We start from the raw sequence: 15,892 nt of genomic DNA, 5'->3' as shown, positions 1-15,892 counted from the left end.
TTGTGTTTGTTTTATTCTCTTCACACTATTTATTTTTCTTGGTTCTTGCTGTCTTTTTTTAGACAGCTTATTTAGTATACGGCAAATACTTTTTTCTGTCAAGGTTTTTTTTGTCTTTTTTTAGTATTTTTTTCGTATCTTTTCAGCCTTTTTTTGTGGCTGTATGTTATATTATCATGTTATTTTTCTTGTGTCAATTGTTTATTTTCTTTTTTCTTTTTATTTTTTTCTCTTTTTTTATCATTTTTTTCCTATTAAAAAAGAGACTGCTTTTGCAATCTCTTTTTTGTTTTTAAATTGTTATTTCTTCTGTTTTTCTTTCAACTTTCGGCTCTTTTGTTTCTTCTTTTGATATTATGTCTTTTACTTTCATAAGCCTTGTTATGTTTGCTCTTTCATTTTCGTCTAATTTCTGTCTTATGAATTTTATTGTGTCTTGTAAATCGGGTATTGTTTTGTATTCCAGAGCATTTACACGCCTTCTGGTCTTTTCTATTTCATCTGCCATTAGTTGTGATGATTTTTCTATCTGGGCAAGTTCTAAAAGTCTGTCCATTACTTTGTTGAGTTTGTCTATGGCATCGTCAAGATCAGATGTGGTTTGGCTATATCCGTAAGGATAGAAAGACCCTGTTTCTGATAGTTTTTCACTTTGAAATTTCATTACCGGTATTTCTACACTCATTACGTTTTTTGTTTTAATGTCAACTTTTGTTGTTCTTGTAGGCATGGCTACTGCTTCTTTTAACATTTCAGGGCTCATTAAGGCTGAGGCAAGAAGAAAATCTGAAAAGGAGCCGGCTAGTTCTTTTTCTACATCTTCACGAAGTTTTTTGTTTTCTTTTATAATGTCTATAAATCTGCGCATTAATTCATCTTGCTTGTCTTTTAAAAGTTTGTGACCTCGTGTTGAAGTTTCCAATCTTCCCTTTAAGGTTGATAAATTCATCCTTGTGGGGTTGACTTTGAGTATTGCCATTAATTTTCAACTCCTCCACCGGAAAGATATTTGTCAAGCAACTTGTCGCTTATTCTCTTGAGTTCGCTTCTTGGTATTATTTTTAATAAATCCCAACCTGTGTTTAAAGTGTCTTCTATAGTTCTGTTTGTGTAATATCCTTGATTTACATATTTTTCTTCAAATTTTGTTGCAAATTTTGCAAAGGCCTTATCTGAATCAGATAGGGCTGATTCTCCTAATATTACTGCTAATTCTTTTGCGTCTTTTCCTGATGTGTAGCCTGCATATATTTGGTTCATTGTGTCTGCATGGTCTTCTCGAGTTTTGCCTTTTCCTATTCCCTTGTCTTTAAGTCTTGATAGGGATGGAATTGCATTTATCGGAGGTTCTATGCCTTGTTTGTAAAGTTCTCTTGATAAGATTATTTGTCCTTCTGTTATATAACCTGTTAAGTCTGGTATTGGGTGGGTTATATCGTCTTCAGGCATGGTCAATATTGGTATTTGTGTTATTGAACCAGGTTTTCCTTTTATTTTTCCGGCTCTTTCATAAATTGTTGAAAGGTCTGTGTATAGATAACCTGGATATCCTCTACGACCTGGTACTTCTTTTCTTGCTGCTGATACTTCACGAAGGGCTTCTGCATAGTTTGTCATGTCTGTTAGGATTACAAGTACGTGCATTCCCAAGTCAAATGCTAAATATTCTGCACAAGTTAAGGCCATTTTTGGAGTCGCAAGTCTTTCTATTGCCGGGTCATCTGCAAGGTTTACAAACAGTACTGCCCTGTCTATTGCTCCCGTTTCTGTAAAGTCATCAATAAAAAATTGTGCTTCTTCAAAGGTTATACCCATGGCTGCAAATACTACGGCAAATTTTTCTCCTGATCCCAATACTTTTGCTTGTCTTGCTATTTGTGCGGCTACGTTATTATGAGGAAGTCCTGATCCTGAAAATATAGGAAGTTTTTGTCCTCTTACAAGAGTGTTTAGTCCATCTATTGTAGAGATTCCTGTTTGTATAAATTCAGATGGGTAGTCACGACTTGCAGGATTTATAGGCATTCCGTTTATATCAAGTTTTTTCTCTGGTATTATTTTAGGTCCGTTGTCTATAGGTTGTCCTAATCCGTCAAAAACTCTTCCTATCATATCGGGACTTACTCCAAGTTCCAAGGGTCTTCCTAAAAATCTTACCTTTGTTTCTTTTAGGTTTATTCCTGCAGAACCTTCAAAGATTTGGACCATGGCTTTGTCGCCATTAACTTCTATTACACGGCCTCTTCTTTTTTCTCCGTTTTGAAGTTCTATGTCCACTAGTTCTTCATAGGTTACTCCTTCTACGCCTTCTACCGTCATCAAAGGGCCGACTACTTCAACTACTGATTTATATTCTTTAAGCATCTTGTCTGCCCCCTTTTATTAATTCTTCCATATCTTCTTCTATCTTATCCATAAGTTGATCTAATTTTTCCAATTGATCTTCTGGAATGTTTTTTGCTCTTGTAATTCTTTCTCTTACTGGCATCTTTTCAATTTCACTTAAATATATACCTTTATCAAGAGCTTTTAAGGCTTCTTGGTAAAATTTCAAAATAGCTTTCATCATCTTGTCTTGTTTTTCAAGAGAACAGAATGTGTCTATGTCGTGGAAGGCATTTTGTTGCAAAAAGTCTTCTCTCAATGATTTTGTTATTTCAAGTTTTAATTGGTCTTTTTCTGAAAGAGAATCTCTTCCTACTAATCTTACAATTTCAAGAAGGGCTGATTCTTCTTGTAAAAGAGACATTGCCTTTATTCTGTTTTGAGAAAATTCTTTACTTATATGCTCATCAAAATATTTATCCATTTTTGCTTGATAAAGTGAATATGAATCTATCCAATTTATTGCCGGAAAATGTCTCTTGTAGGATAAGTCATAGTCTAATTTCCAAAATACTTTTACAATTCTTAAAGTTGATTGACTTACCGGTTCTGAAATATCTCCTCCAGGAGGAGATACTGCCCCAATTGCTGTAAGGGCTCCTTCTCTGCCATCGTTTCCATTACATACAACACGTCCTGCTCTTTCATAGAACTGAGCAATACGGGATGCCAAGTATGCTGGATATCCTTCATCACCAGGCATTTCTTCAAGACGACCGCTCATTTCACGAAGAGCTTCCGCCCAACGAGATGTGGAGTCCGCCATCATAGCTACTGAATAACCCATATCTCTATAGTATTCTGAAATTGTTATTCCTGTGTAAATTGAAGCTTCGCGGGCTGCTACGGGCATGTTTGAAGTGTTTGCTATTAAAACTGTTCTTTTCATTATAGATTGACCTGTTGAAGCATCTATAAGTTCTGGAAATTCCATAAGAACGTCCGTCATTTCATTTCCACGTTCTCCGCAACCTACATATACAACTATTTGAGCATCTGCCCATTTTGCAAGTTGATGTTGTACAACTGTTTTACCTGAACCGAAAGGTCCCGGAATCGCAGCTGTTCCTCCCTTCGTTACTGGGAAAAATGTATCTATTACTCTTTGTCCTGTGATTAGTGGTGTGTTTGGGTCAATTTTTTCTTTATAGGGTCTACCAACTCTTACTGGCCATTTTTGAATCATGGTAAGTTCTTTATCGCCCTTTTCAGTTTCTATAATTGCTATTACATCATCAACATGGTAGTCGCCTTCGGCTTTTATTTCTTTTACTTTTCCCTTTATTCCATTAGGTACCATTATTTTATGAAGTACTACAACAGTTTCTGGAACTGTTCCTAAAACATCTCCAGCCTCCACTGGGTCTCCAACTTTTACTAAAGGTGTAAAAGTCCATTCTTTTTCTCTATCAAGAGCCTTAACTTCAACGCCCTTTCTTAAAAAATCCCCTGCCTTATCTTTTAAAACTTCAAGAGGCCTTTGAATACCATCATACATTTGTTCAATAAGGCCCGGTCCAAGCTCAACGCTAAGGGGAGAACCTGTGCTTAATACTATATCTCCAACACCGATACCTGTAGTTTCTTCATAAACTTGAATTGAGGCTTTGTCACCTCTCATCTCTATAATTTCACCAATAAGTTTATTTTCTGATACTTCAACAACGTCATAAACATTGGCATCTTCCATACCGCTTGCAACTACTAAGGGTCCGGATACTTTAATTACTTTTCCTGTTTTCAATAAAGCTCCTCCTTTATAAAATGTTGGAACCCACTGCTTTTTCTACATTTTTATTAATTCTATCCATTCCGATATTAAGAGTACCTTTGTTGGAAGGAATTAAAATTACAGCGGGAACAACTTCACTATTATATCTTTCTATAGTCTCTTCAATAAGACTTGCTAATTGTTCTGTAATAAAGATTACGCCGTATCCATCTTTTGCAAGACTGTCAACTTGATGACGTGCATCGTCTTTATTGTAGGCGACTCTTACGTCAACTCCCAGGGCCTTAAAAGCTAAAACAGAATCTTTATCTCCGACTACTGCTATTTTATACATAAGTCTCACGCAACCTTTCTCTAATAAAATCTGGTGAAAGATCGTTGAGTTTTGAAATTAAAATAATTCTTAAATTTTTAATCTCTATTTCTTTGGCATATCCATAAGCAAAGACAACTTCCGGACCATAAGTAATTTTTTTACTTTCCTTTACAAGTCCCGTTAAATAATTGTCCATTTCAAGTTCAAATTTTGAAAGAGAATCTGTTTTTTCATACTCTTCAATTCCCCTTGCAATATATTTTGCAGAATCTAAGGAACGGAAAAGGGGAGATGCGGAATCTATATTTTTATTAAGATAGCCTTGATAGTCTTTTTTACTTATGTTTCCACCATCTATAATTACTTTTTTCAAAAAATTGAGATCTTTTCCTTGTTTTTTCAGCCTTAAAATAGTCTTTATATTTGTAAAATCAATTAAAGCAAGTAAATATTTTTTAAATAGATCTATGCCACTTTTTTCTACAAGTTCATTTAAGTTTTCAAAATATTTTTTGTCAATATAAATATCAATATCTTGAGGATCTTTTGTTTCCTCATAGATGTCTATTGCTTTTCTACAAATTAAATAAAGTTCTTCATAACTTGTGGATCTATTGTCTTTTTCTAAGTCCTCTCTTAAAGTTTTAATTCTTATATTGCCAATTTCAATATACATATCCCTATAATCTTCATTTTGAATTTTTTCCTTTAAAAGAACCTTTAAATTGTGATAAAGGTATTTTAAAGTAATTAAATCTATAGGAAGAGAGTCCTTAGATACAGAATAAAGCTCGTCAAAAAATCTTTGATTTTCCATTTTTAGAGCTTCTTCATAATCTTCAATCCTATCAAGTTTGTTAATATAAGTCTGATAGTTTGAATCACTTAAATAACGAAGAGTTTCATCAAGGTTTGATGCCTCAATAAGCCTTTCCATATACTGCTTGCTAAGCAGCTTTTTTTCCAAAACTCTAATGGTAGAAGAAACTTGGATAAATTTTTCTCTATCCATTTTTCCCTCCTATCTTTGGGACAATTGACTTGCAATTTGTCCTTCCAGGTCTTCTCTCATAAATTCTACAAGAGATGAAAAATCACCATTGTAAATAAGGTCATTTTCAACAAATGCAAAGCCACTTTCAACTGTTCTATCTGAAATTTTAAAGGGTAAATCCAAGGCTTTAACTTGATCCAACTTATCTTTTTGAACCATAATTTCAATGTCTTTACCTTGAAAATCCTTAAGATTTCTCTTTAAATATTTAATATAAGAATCTTTGTCAAGATTTTTAAGTTTATCTTTTACTCTTTCAAGGACCTTGTTTATTATTTCCTGACTTGCAGAAAGTTTTAAATCACGTGCCTTTAATTCTGCAGAGGTTAAAGTTTTTTCAACTAAAGCCTCGGCCTCTCTTTTAGTTTTTATTGTATTTAAAGCTGCAGAATCTTTTTCAGTTTCAATAGCTTCATCAATTATCCTTTGAGCCTTTTTTTCAGCTTCCTCTATAATTGAATCTGCTTGGGCTTTGGCATCGGATTTAATTTTTTCTAAAATATTGTCTAAATTTGACACCTTCTCACACCCTTTACGCACGTGTCATCATTAAAAATGAAATTGCAAAAGCTAAAATTGCATACATTTCAACCATTACTGCAAAAATAATTCCCTTTGCTTGTTGTTCTTCATTTTTAGCTAAAATGTTTATACCTGCAACAGAAACCTTTCCTTGAGCAATTGCAGAAAAATATCCTGCAAAGCCAACTGGTAAAGAAGTTGCAAGAAGCATAAATCCTTGACCTAAACTCATGTCAGGTGAAAGTCTGAATAAAATTAAAATTCCAATTACAAAGCCATAAAGACCTTGAGTACCAGGAAGTAATTGAAGTACAAGAGATTTACCGAACTTTTCAGGTTCTTCAATTACAACTCCTGCAGCAGCTTCCCCTGCCATACCTACTCCTTTTGCAGAGCCTGATCCTGAAACCATTACCGCAATAGCTACACCAAACGCTCCTAAAATCATTCCACCGTTTTTTATAAAAAATTCAGAAAACATTCTATTCCTCCTTAATGTTAAAATATTTTGACTCTTCTATCATATTTTTAAAGGGTCTTCCACCGCCTTCATAAAATTTGTTAAACATCTCTACATAAACAAGTCTTGCAGAGTGAACATAGGCGGATAGGTAGGACAAAAAGGCATTGAAAAGTTGAAATACAAGAAAAATTATAACTGCAAATACAACTCCAAGAGGTCCTGCCCCAATTAAAATTCTTACAATCATGTTAACTGCAACTGCAATAAATGAACCTGCCAGACAAAGGGCCATAAGACGAAGATATGAAACAAAATCTCCTATATAAGATGTTATTCCATAAGCTGAATAAATTCCCCAGCCGATTTTTCCTCCTAAAGATTTTTCTGCTCTGCCTCCTGTTGCGGCAATGCCTATTAAACCTATAATTGTTAACCACATTCCTATCTTATTAAGAATTGGACTCAAGGAAAGTGCAACTGAAATTATCCAAAGAATAATTCCAATTAAAGCAAGATACCAAACAAGTACATCGCATATAAAATCTATAAAATTTCTGTCTCTAATGTTCATATAAGCTTTGATTCCAAGAGCAAAGAAAATATGAATTGTTCCGAAAATCAAACTCATTCCTATCATTTTAACTGATTCCGTTGCCGGATCAATTAAAGCAGGCAGTTTTATTGTATCGCCGAAAAAAGATCCAAATACAAGTCCCCAAATAGTTGTTGAAATAGCAAGATACATAAAAAATCTCACCATGGATCTCATGCTTTTCTTTAAGTTAAAAAATTTAAGGCCTATAAGACAAGCTATTAAAACTATAAGTCCGTAACCCGCATCTCCTATCATTATTCCACTGAAAAGCCAATAGAAAGGTGCAAAAAGCGGTGTTGGATCTATTTCGTTATATTTTGGCATAGAATACATTGAAGTCAACATTTGAAAATCGCTTACAAATTTATTATTTTTAAGGATAATGGGCACATCTTTGTCGTCCCTATCCGCTTCTTTAACATCAAAATAATAATTACTTCCTACAACACCTTCAATAGTCTTTATAAAATCATCGACCTTATCTGTAGGAAGGTATCCTTCCATAACATTTACCCTGTCTGTGGAAATAAAATTATTTTCCGCCGACAATCTTAATTTTTCATTTTTGTTAAAATCATAAACAATCTGAAAGTCTTCAAGATCTACACAATGTTTTTCAATGCTCTTGTCCAGTTTTTCAATTTGAGACCTATAAGAAGATATGTTTTCTTCCAATTCTTTTATTTTATCCTTAACATATCCATCAGTCTTAATGTCACTTGGTGCGAAAGAGTTTTTTCTTAAACATTCAATCACTTGATCTTCTATGGATTTATCATAAAAAATGAGACCGTAAGAAAGTTTGTTCAAGCGGTCAACTTCAACTAATTCTGCAAGCTCAAATTTTGAAAGGTCTTCCTTAAGTTCATTTAAGAATTTTTCAGGAATAGTTCCAATAGATACGCCTACACTTTTTAAATTTTTAAGTTCTTTTACCTCTATAGGTATAGATGACCACGGTTTTAATTCGTCAATAAGAGTTTTGTCGTTTTGAATTTTTTGTTCATAACGAGCTCTTGATTCATAAATGTCTTTAAGGTCTTTATAGTTTTTTTCAAAATCATATTTGTTTGCCCTAAGTCTTAAATCTTCAAGTGTAAAACTCTTTTGCTCTTTAGTTAAACCTTCAATAAGTCCTTCTTTCTTTTGATACTTACTCAAAAGATCAATAGCCCATTTGCTTTCTTGGATTCTTTCATCAATAGCAATGATTTCTTCAGGAAGCTCCACTTTTTTAATTCCATCTTCACCTTCAGCGACCTTAAGATCGTTAAAGTTTGTTAGATTAAACTTTTGTAAAGCTTTTAATAATTCCTGCCTTTGTTCGTTAAATGTAAAAAGGTGGAATTTACTCATTTTAACTATTGCCATTCTCTACCAACCTCTTTACAATTTTGTCCACAATAGAATCTAAATCTTCATCTGAAATATTTTTAATTTTTCCAGATTCCTTTTTTGCCATTTTCAAAATTGGTTCCGATTTATTTTGCCCTTCTTCTCTTGCTGCTTTTAAAGTTTGAGAATTTTTTAAATCTTCTTCCTCCTTTATTTTTTTCCTTTCCTCTCGGGCCTTTAAATTTGCCTCATTAATTATTTGCTCCGCTCTTTGCTTTGCATCAGCAATTAATTTCTCAGCACTTTTTTCAGCTTCCTTAACTTTGTCAATAGCTTCAACTGCCACATCATCACCTCCCAAGATAACGATATCTTAAAAAAATAACAATAAGTATTACTAAATCCTTTATTGTTCTTTGTTTTAATTATAACATTTAATAAAGCAAAAAAATATAAAAAGCCAAGGAAATCCATAAATATATTTAGGACCAAATTTCTCATATTTTTTATGAAAAATGAAAATGTTTTCTATTTTCAAAATAAAAATACCCTTCCTAGGCTTAACAAGAAGGGTTAAAAGTAAAAACTTATTTATTTTATAATTTTAAAATTGGGATCTGAAGAATCATAAACAACAACAGGCGTATTAAGTGGGATTTTTTCAAAAAAAAGTTTCATGTTTTCAGGAGGAGTGTTTACACATCCATGAGATCCTGCAACTTTATAAATCTGTCCTCCAAATTTATTTCTCCAAGTGGCATCATGAAGGCCACAACCAGACCAATTAAAGGGCATCCAATAATTTACATGACTTTTATAGTCTTCTCCGCTTAAAAATCTGTCCCTTTCTTTAGACCAAATGCGTCCTGTTCCCGTGGGAGTTCCATTATTTTTAGATGGATTGCCCGTAACTACATCTGATTCAATAATTAATTTTCCATCTTCATAGTACCACATGTGTTGCCTTGCTAAATCAATTTCAAGATATTTTCTTCCTATATCGTTTGGACCGTACTGACTTGCTTCAAGTTTATAATCAAGGGTCATTTCTTTATCCTTTTTTTCATTTAAAGCATTTATCAAACTTTTAGTGGAAGCCTCTATGTCTGTCAGCCAACCATATATGCCCCCTTTAACTATAGTGGGGCCTAAATTTGTTGCATAAAAATTTCTGTCCTTTTTAAAGGTATCATATTTATTTGAAAGCCCTCTTATATATGCCTTAACTTTTTCTCCATTAAGCATTAAACCCTGACCATCAAATTCATATAAATCCGCAAGTTTTTCTCCTTGAAGGATTTCAGATTTTTCTCCAAATTTATAAGTAATTTTTAAATTTAACAGCTCATTTTTTTCATCTAAAACTTTCTTAAGTTCCGGATCATTTCTATATATTTTAGGTTTTAAATAAAATTCGTTTAAATCTAAATTTTCTTTACCATTTTCAATAGCTTCTTTTATTTCTTTAAAAGCATCTGCAACTTTTAAACTTGTCCCCTCAACTTCATCTTCAATTACAAATTTATTGTCCTTAAAAATAATCTCTGCGTCTTTTGGTTCTTCCATGTTTTTGAAGGCTCTTAAATTAAAAATTGCTTTTTCTAATTTTTCTTCATTATAATTGCTTTCATTTTTTAAATTATATTCATTGGGAACTAAGATGGAAATAAACCAGTAAAAGGGATTTTGACTCACTTTGTCCTCTATAAGTTTATCTTCATAGTCAAAATCCTTTGAATCTATTCTTTCTCTGCCCCTTTTTGATTCTATATTCAAAAAATACTCGTCGGCTATTTTATCATAATTTTTCTTTAAATCAGCTATTTTCGTAAGGCCAAGATCATGACCATTTACTGTAGTAGATGGGAAAAAATAGTTGCTGAATACATAAATTCCCCCTACATAAATAAATAGCAAAAGTATAAATATGAATATAAGTGATTTTTTTATTGCCTTCATCTTTTCCTCCATAACTAATCTTAGCAAGCTCACATTTTTTTGTCTATGGATTTAAAAAATTGTAATTAAATTGTTATCTTTGATGCTTTTTTTAAATTTTTTCTTAGATTTTTTATTTTTTCATAAAAAAATGACGCTTATTTGCGTCATTTAATTTTTTTATTTGTTTTCTTGTTTATTTTTGTTTGGATCTGAAATTTTTGCTATTGCCTCTCTCATGTCAGTGTCTGATGATATGTTTTTAATTTTATAATAATCCAAAACTCCCAAGTTTCCATCTTTAAAGGCCTGTGCTATTGCAAGAGGAACTTCTGATTCAGCTTCTACTACTTTTGCTCTCATGGCTTCTACTTCAGCTTTCATTTCTTGTTCTCTTGCCAGTGCCATAGCCCTTCTCTCTGATGCCTTTGCTTCTGCAATTCTCTTATCAGCTTCAGCTTGATCAGTTTGAAGTCTTGCTCCTATGTTTCTTGCAACGTCAACGTCTGCTATATCTATAGAAAGTATTTCAAAGGCTGTTCCTGAATCAAGTCCTTTTTCAAGAACTACTTTTGATATGGAATCAGGGTTTTCCAAAACTGCCTTGTAAGTTGTAGATGAACCTACTGTTGTAACAATACCTTCACCAACTCTTGCAATTATTGTTTCTTCTCCTGCTCCACCTACTAATCTGTCAATGTTTGCACGAACGGTTACTTTTGCTTTTACTATAACTTCTATTCCGTCTTGAGCTACTGCTGATATGTTGGGTGTTTCTATTACTTTAGGGTTTACTGATACTTGTACAGCTTCAAGAACATTTCTTCCTGCAAGGTCAATGGCAGCTCCTCTTTCAAATTGAAGGGGAATATTTGCTCTTTCTGCCGCTATAAGGGCATCTACAAGAGTGTTTACATTTCCTCCTGCAAGATAGTGAGCTTCCATGCTTTCAATATTAAGATCAAGTCCTGCTTTTGTTGCCTTTATTAAGGGATTTACAATTTTTGCAGGTCTTACTCTTCTTAATCTCATTCCTATTAAGGTTGAAATTTTAATCTTTACACCAGAAAAAAATGCTGTTATCCAAAGTCTAATGGGTACAAAGGAAAAAAATATTATTAATAATACAATTACTATTAATATGACTCCTCCGCCCAAAAATCTTCCTATTATGCTTGGCATATATACCTCCTTACAAAAATATTTGTACCTTTGATTTCTGTTACTTCTACTTCTTCATCTTTACTTATATAACCTATTTCGCTTATTGCTTCGTATTTTTTATCTCCTATTATTATATACCCAGTTGGCTTTAGAGGTGTAAGGCTCTTTCCTAAAGATCCTATTTCCACATTAGGTTTATCATGGCTGGAATATCCGAAGTCTGCACTTGTGGAGTTTCTTAATGTAATCTTTTGTATAAAGGGAGATTTTATTCCCTGTTTTATAAATACATAACTTATTACCCCTCCCACAATCATGGAAGAAGCAACTCCCATTAAAGCAATGTCCAAGCTTCGCATTGTAAGCACAAGTCCTATTACTATGGAAATTATTCCAAATATGCCTGGTAGTCCAAAACCAGGTATTATGGATTCAACTATAATTAGGGCAACTCCTATTAAAAATATAAAAATTGCATACTGATAAGAATTTCCAGCTAAAATATTTCCTAAAAAATAAAAGGCAAAGGCTAAAACTGAAATTCCTCCTGCTAAACCAAAGCCTGGAGAAAATATTTCTATTACAAAGGCTGCTACTGCTATTGTTAAAATTAAAGTTGAAATATATGGGTTTGAAATTAAATTCACGGCTTTTGCCAAAATTGGCATTTTTAAATCTTCAGAACTTGTGATGCCTTCTTTTTGAAAAACTTCATTTAAGTCTTTACAAGTTCCGTCACTTACTCCAAAGTCCAAACTTTCTTTGGCAGTTAGATTTACAAGTTTTCCTTCCTTAGTAAGGCCATCTATAACAAGGTCCTTATCTGCCATAGCTTCAACAACTTTTGCATTTTTACCTCTTTTTTCTGCAGTATCCTTTAAAAGAGTCCTCCAAAAAGATATATTTTTTTCAGTTGCCGGTATGGTTTCTGCCGAACCTATAGTTGAATTTTCTGCCATATACAATTTTTCACAGGCTATACTTATTAAAACTCCTGCAGATTCTGCCTTGTTGTTAACAAAAGCTATTGTGGGTATTTTAGCATTTAAAATATAATTTTTTATTTTTTCCGCAGACTTTACGTAACCTCCATAGGTGTCAATCTCAAAAACTATGGAGGTTTTATTCATTTCAGCTTTTTCTATTGACTCTTTTACAAAAGTCTCAGTAGCTCCATTGATCTCACCCTTTATAGGAACAATGAAGGCAAAATTTCCTTTTGCAAATGCATTTGTCATAAGAAGCAAAAGAATTATAATTGTGCTTAGTCTTTTCATTTTGCCCTCCTTAAAAGAAAAAAAACCTAAGGTTAATCCTTAGGTTTAATTTAATAGTTCAAGTGCAATACGATTAACCTGTTTGCCGTCAGCCTTTCCTTTAACTTTAGGCATGATATTCTTCATTAATTGTCCGATTTGTGCCTTTGATTCTATTTTAAGTTCTCCAATAGTTTCTTTTACTATTTCTCTTAGCTCATCATCAGTTAATTGTTTCGGCATGTAATCAAGCAAAATTTCCATTTCAGCTTTTGCTTGATCCACAAGGTCATCTCTATTACCTTTTTTAAACTCTTCTATATCCGATTTTTTTTCTTTAAACTGTTTGGAAATTATGTCTAAAATCTGTTCATCGGTCATTTCGACACGTTCATCAACTTCACGCTGCTTTATAGCTGCACGAATCATTGTTATGGTGTCCTTACGTAGCTTATCACGTTCTCTCATAGAAGTCTTAAGATCTTCCATAAGTTTATCTTTAAGTGACATCTATACCACCTCTATTAATATCTTTGATGTTTCTTTCTACGTGCTTCTTCAGATTTCTTTTTTCTTCTTACACTGGGTTTTTCGTAATGTTCTCTCTTTCTTACTTCTTTAAGAACGCCGTTAGTAGCGCATTGTCTCTTAAATCTTTTAAGGGCGTTATCAAGAGATTCATTTTCTCCAACTCTAATTTCTGACATAGTTTCCCTCCTCTCGTAGAAAAGGTTGCCTTATCGGCAGTACTTGTTAATTATACAATAAATGCCTTAAAAACTCAATAAATTTTTATTTGAGCCTATAGGTAAGCTTGAGCGGCAGTTATAATTGCAAGAGATTCAACTTCTTGAGCGTTGCAGCCTCTTGATAAATCGTTAACTGGTTTGTTTAAACCTTGTAAAATAGGTCCTATGGCAACAAATCCGCCAAATCTTTGAGCTATTTTATAACCTATGTTTCCTGCTTCAAGACTTGGGAAGATAAACACATTTGCATGGCCTGCAACAGGTGAACCCGGCGCTTTTTGTTTTGCAACACTTTCAACAAAAGCTGCATCAAATTGAAGTTCTCCATCTATTAAAATGTCTTTGTCCATTTCTTTTGCAAGTTTTGTTGCATTTGCAACTTTATCTACTTTTTCATCTTTTGCTGAACCCTTTGTTGAAAAAGAAAGCATTGCAACTTTAGGATCCATGCCAAATTGTTTTGCAGTTAAGTTTGAAACTACTGCAACCTCAGCTAAAGCATTTTCATCAAGATCTATATTTATTGCACAATCTGCAAATAGATACATTTCATCATTTCTAAGCATTATAAATGAACCGCTTGTTCTATTAAATCCTTCTTTTGTTTTTATAATTTGAAGGGCTGGTCTTACAGTTTCTCCTGTTGTATGAACAGCACCTGATACCATTCCGTCAGCTTTTCCCATGTAAACAAGCATTGTTCCAAAATAGTTGGGGTCTTGAAGAAGTTTTTCAGCTTCTTCTTTATTAAGTTTGCCCTTTCTTCTTTTAACAAGGGAATTTACCATATCTTCTGAAATATTTTCCTTAGGATCAATTATTTCAAGAGACTTTATATCTAAGTTATTTTCTTTACCTGTGTTTTTTATACTTTCAAGGTCTCCAAGAACAAGAGGCTTTATTATACCTTCTTCTTGTAATTTTATTGCAGCTTCAAGTATTCTCTTATCTTCACCTTCTGGAAAAACAATTTTTGCATTTTTTCCTTTTAATTTTTCTTTAAGTTCACTAATTAAATCTTTCATCATTACCTCCATTAATATAATCGTAAGACTTAAATATGATAAAATCAAGTATAATTGCTTTTACAAATAAAAACAGTTATTATAAATTAAGGTGATAAAATGAAAAAATTGTTAATTTTAATTTCAGCTGCCTCTTTAATTTTTATACATACATACGCCTTCACAGACACAAATAGTCACTGGGCAAAAGAAAGCATAAACTATGTTAAAGAAAAAAATCTTATGGAAGGATTTCCCGACAGAAGTTTTATGCCGGATAAAATTTTGACCAGGGGAGAAACCGCAAGCATTATATATAAAATAAGCAGAGCAAATTCTTTAGATTCTGAGATAAATTTTAAAGATGTAAATAAAGATGACTGGTATTATATACCAATTAAAAATCTTGTTCTTCAAGGTTTTGTAAAAGATGAATCTTATTTTTTCCCGAAAAATCCCATGACCAGAATAGATTTTGTAAATCTTATCAACAATATTTATGAGCCCTTTTCCCAAGATAGATTTTACACTGATACTGAAAATTTAACTAAAAAAGAAAAAACAGCTTTAAATAATTTTTCAGGTTTATTTGCAGGCTACCCTAAAGAAAAATTTATGCCCTATAAGGCTCTCACACGAGCTGAGGCAGCTTCAATTTTTAAAAGGATAGATGATTTAGGCATAAGAAAAATCGGTTCTCAAAATCCTGATGGCGAAGATTTAAGACTTGCAAAATATAAATTACAACAACTTATTTATAAAGCAGGACCCATGGAAAAAATTCCTGATCAAGTTTTAAAAAAGGCTCAAGGTTTAATGGACCAAAAAAACTTAGAGCAAATTCAAAATATGTGTATTGAATTGGAAAACCTTATAAAAGAAGGAAATGAAGAAAACAAGGCCCAAAAAGAAAATAAACCTTCTTATAAACTCACGGTTAATGTAAAAGATGAAACTGGCAATCCCATAAAGGCCAGTCTAACAATAAATGATTTGCCTTTTGTAAATAATTCCCCTCTTTTGAAGGGTCTTTATTCCTTAAGTGTCATTGAAAAAAATTATAAAAGTGAAACCACCATTATAGAAATAAAAGATCAAGATAAGGTTGTAAATATTACTTTAAAAAGAAAAAAAGAAGATCTTTATAGAATTAACATTGTGGGAACAGGTCTTATATTGGACAAAAAAGGTCCCTATAAAGCTGGTACGAGAATTGAAGTTTTACTTAAAGCACCGGATAATTTTGAACTTGAATCCTTTAAATTAAATGGCGATGAAAAATATATCGGTGACGAAAATAAATTCACCTTTATAATTACTCAAGACACAAATTTAGTTGTAATTTGGAAAAGAATAAATAATTTTTAATTTTTAGCAAA

General features: G+C 32.6%; 16 protein-coding genes. 1 reads left to right on the top strand and 15 read right to left on the bottom strand.

What is annotated here, in order from left to right:
* Positions 1 to 292 precede the first annotated feature (292 nt).
* From J2S72_RS07690 to pta, 15 genes are all read right to left on the bottom strand, one after another.
* Positions 293 to 979: a V-type ATP synthase subunit D gene (locus J2S72_RS07690; protein ID WP_307495280.1), complete on the bottom strand. Its 687-nt coding sequence runs from the start codon at positions 977 to 979 to the stop codon at positions 293 to 295.
* Positions 979 to 2,364: a V-type ATP synthase subunit B gene (locus tag J2S72_RS07685; RefSeq protein ID WP_023055984.1), complete on the bottom strand. Its 1,386-nt coding sequence runs from the start codon at positions 2,362 to 2,364 to the stop codon at positions 979 to 981. The genes J2S72_RS07690 and J2S72_RS07685 overlap by 1 nt, the downstream gene beginning before the upstream one ends.
* The gene (locus J2S72_RS07680) at positions 2,357 to 4,129 is read right to left on the bottom strand and encodes a V-type ATP synthase subunit A (RefSeq protein ID WP_023055946.1); all 1,773 of its coding nucleotides are present in this window, start codon (positions 4,127 to 4,129) and stop codon (positions 2,357 to 2,359) included. Before J2S72_RS07680 ends, J2S72_RS07685 begins: the two co-directional genes overlap by 8 nt.
* A 13-nt stretch (positions 4,130 to 4,142) precedes the next feature.
* Entirely contained in the window at positions 4,143 to 4,451 is a 309-nt protein-coding gene (locus J2S72_RS07675) for a V-type ATP synthase subunit F (RefSeq protein ID WP_023055895.1), read from the bottom strand.
* Complete coding sequence (locus J2S72_RS07670) at positions 4,444 to 5,445, bottom strand: V-type ATP synthase subunit C (protein WP_307495279.1); 1,002 nt, start codon at positions 5,443 to 5,445, stop codon at positions 4,444 to 4,446. Before J2S72_RS07670 ends, J2S72_RS07675 begins: the two co-directional genes overlap by 8 nt.
* Before the next feature lie 9 nt (positions 5,446 to 5,454).
* The gene (locus J2S72_RS07665; protein WP_023055965.1) at positions 5,455 to 6,006 is read right to left on the bottom strand and encodes a V-type ATP synthase subunit E; all 552 of its coding nucleotides are present in this window, start codon (positions 6,004 to 6,006) and stop codon (positions 5,455 to 5,457) included.
* Positions 6,007 to 6,019: 13 nt separating this feature from the next.
* The gene (locus J2S72_RS07660) at positions 6,020 to 6,490 is read right to left on the bottom strand and encodes a V-type ATP synthase subunit K (RefSeq protein WP_023055898.1); all 471 of its coding nucleotides are present in this window, start codon (positions 6,488 to 6,490) and stop codon (positions 6,020 to 6,022) included.
* A 1-nt stretch (position 6,491) separates the two neighbouring features.
* Entirely contained in the window at positions 6,492 to 8,438 is a 1,947-nt protein-coding gene (locus J2S72_RS07655) for a V-type ATP synthase subunit I (protein WP_307495278.1), read from the bottom strand.
* Positions 8,425 to 8,748 (bottom strand): ATPase V, encoded by a 324-nt coding sequence (locus J2S72_RS07650; RefSeq protein ID WP_307495277.1) that lies wholly within the window; start codon positions 8,746 to 8,748, stop codon positions 8,425 to 8,427. Before J2S72_RS07650 ends, J2S72_RS07655 begins: the two co-directional genes overlap by 14 nt.
* 245 nt (positions 8,749 to 8,993) lie before the next feature.
* A complete protein-coding gene (locus J2S72_RS07645; protein WP_307495276.1) occupies positions 8,994 to 10,361 on the bottom strand; it encodes a L,D-transpeptidase family protein in 1,368 nt (455 codons plus the stop codon).
* Positions 10,362 to 10,520: 159 nt separating this feature from the next.
* A complete protein-coding gene (gene floA, locus J2S72_RS07640) occupies positions 10,521 to 11,522 on the bottom strand; it encodes a flotillin-like protein FloA (protein WP_023055992.1) in 1,002 nt (333 codons plus the stop codon).
* Positions 11,510 to 12,781: an NfeD family protein gene (locus J2S72_RS07635; RefSeq protein WP_307495275.1), complete on the bottom strand. Its 1,272-nt coding sequence runs from the start codon at positions 12,779 to 12,781 to the stop codon at positions 11,510 to 11,512. Before J2S72_RS07635 ends, floA begins: the two co-directional genes overlap by 13 nt.
* A 45-nt stretch (positions 12,782 to 12,826) precedes the next feature.
* Complete coding sequence (locus J2S72_RS07630; protein WP_023055929.1) at positions 12,827 to 13,270, bottom strand: GatB/YqeY domain-containing protein; 444 nt, start codon at positions 13,268 to 13,270, stop codon at positions 12,827 to 12,829.
* 14 nt (positions 13,271 to 13,284) lie between these two features.
* Positions 13,285 to 13,467: a 30S ribosomal protein S21 gene (rpsU, locus tag J2S72_RS07625; RefSeq protein WP_023055937.1), complete on the bottom strand. Its 183-nt coding sequence runs from the start codon at positions 13,465 to 13,467 to the stop codon at positions 13,285 to 13,287.
* A gap of 95 nt (positions 13,468 to 13,562) precedes the next feature.
* Positions 13,563 to 14,537: a phosphate acetyltransferase gene (pta, locus tag J2S72_RS07620; RefSeq protein ID WP_370869448.1), complete on the bottom strand. Its 975-nt coding sequence runs from the start codon at positions 14,535 to 14,537 to the stop codon at positions 13,563 to 13,565.
* Between the two features lie 96 nt (positions 14,538 to 14,633).
* On the opposite strand from pta, the gene J2S72_RS07615 reads away from it, so the two are divergent.
* Entirely contained in the window at positions 14,634 to 15,881 is a 1,248-nt protein-coding gene (locus J2S72_RS07615; protein WP_307495273.1) for an S-layer homology domain-containing protein, read from the top strand.
* The last annotated feature ends 11 nt before the right edge of the window (positions 15,882 to 15,892 follow it).

Origin of the sequence: Peptoniphilus koenoeneniae (assembly GCF_030812875.1) — a bacterium.
GTDB classification, from domain to species: domain Bacteria; phylum Bacillota; class Clostridia; order Tissierellales; family Peptoniphilaceae; genus Peptoniphilus_B; species Peptoniphilus_B koenoeneniae.
Note: the sequence above shows the minus strand (reverse complement) of the source record. Positions and strands in the feature narration are given on the sequence as shown.

Coding starts and splice junctions, on each gene's coding strand:
- J2S72_RS07670 (WP_307495279.1), bottom strand. CDS start 5,445: ATGGATAGAGAAAAATTTATCCAAGTTTCTTCTACCATTAGAGTTTTG.
- J2S72_RS07655 (WP_307495278.1), bottom strand. CDS start 8,438: ATGGCAATAGTTAAAATGAGTAAATTCCACCTTTTTACATTTAACGAA.
- J2S72_RS07660 (WP_023055898.1), bottom strand. CDS start 6,490: ATGTTTTCTGAATTTTTTATAAAAAACGGTGGAATGATTTTAGGAGCG.
- J2S72_RS07615 (WP_307495273.1), top strand. CDS start 14,634: ATGAAAAAATTGTTAATTTTAATTTCAGCTGCCTCTTTAATTTTTATA.
- floA (WP_023055992.1), bottom strand. CDS start 11,522: ATGCCAAGCATAATAGGAAGATTTTTGGGCGGAGGAGTCATATTAATA.
- rpsU (WP_023055937.1), bottom strand. CDS start 13,467: ATGTCAGAAATTAGAGTTGGAGAAAATGAATCTCTTGATAACGCCCTT.
- J2S72_RS07675 (WP_023055895.1), bottom strand. CDS start 4,451: ATGTATAAAATAGCAGTAGTCGGAGATAAAGATTCTGTTTTAGCTTTT.
- J2S72_RS07630 (WP_023055929.1), bottom strand. CDS start 13,270: ATGTCACTTAAAGATAAACTTATGGAAGATCTTAAGACTTCTATGAGA.
- J2S72_RS07685 (WP_023055984.1), bottom strand. CDS start 2,364: ATGCTTAAAGAATATAAATCAGTAGTTGAAGTAGTCGGCCCTTTGATG.
- J2S72_RS07690 (WP_307495280.1), bottom strand. CDS start 979: ATGGCAATACTCAAAGTCAACCCCACAAGGATGAATTTATCAACCTTA.
- J2S72_RS07645 (WP_307495276.1), bottom strand. CDS start 10,361: ATGAAGGCAATAAAAAAATCACTTATATTCATATTTATACTTTTGCTA.
- pta (WP_370869448.1), bottom strand. CDS start 14,537: ATGATGAAAGATTTAATTAGTGAACTTAAAGAAAAATTAAAAGGAAAA.
- J2S72_RS07635 (WP_307495275.1), bottom strand. CDS start 12,781: ATGAAAAGACTAAGCACAATTATAATTCTTTTGCTTCTTATGACAAAT.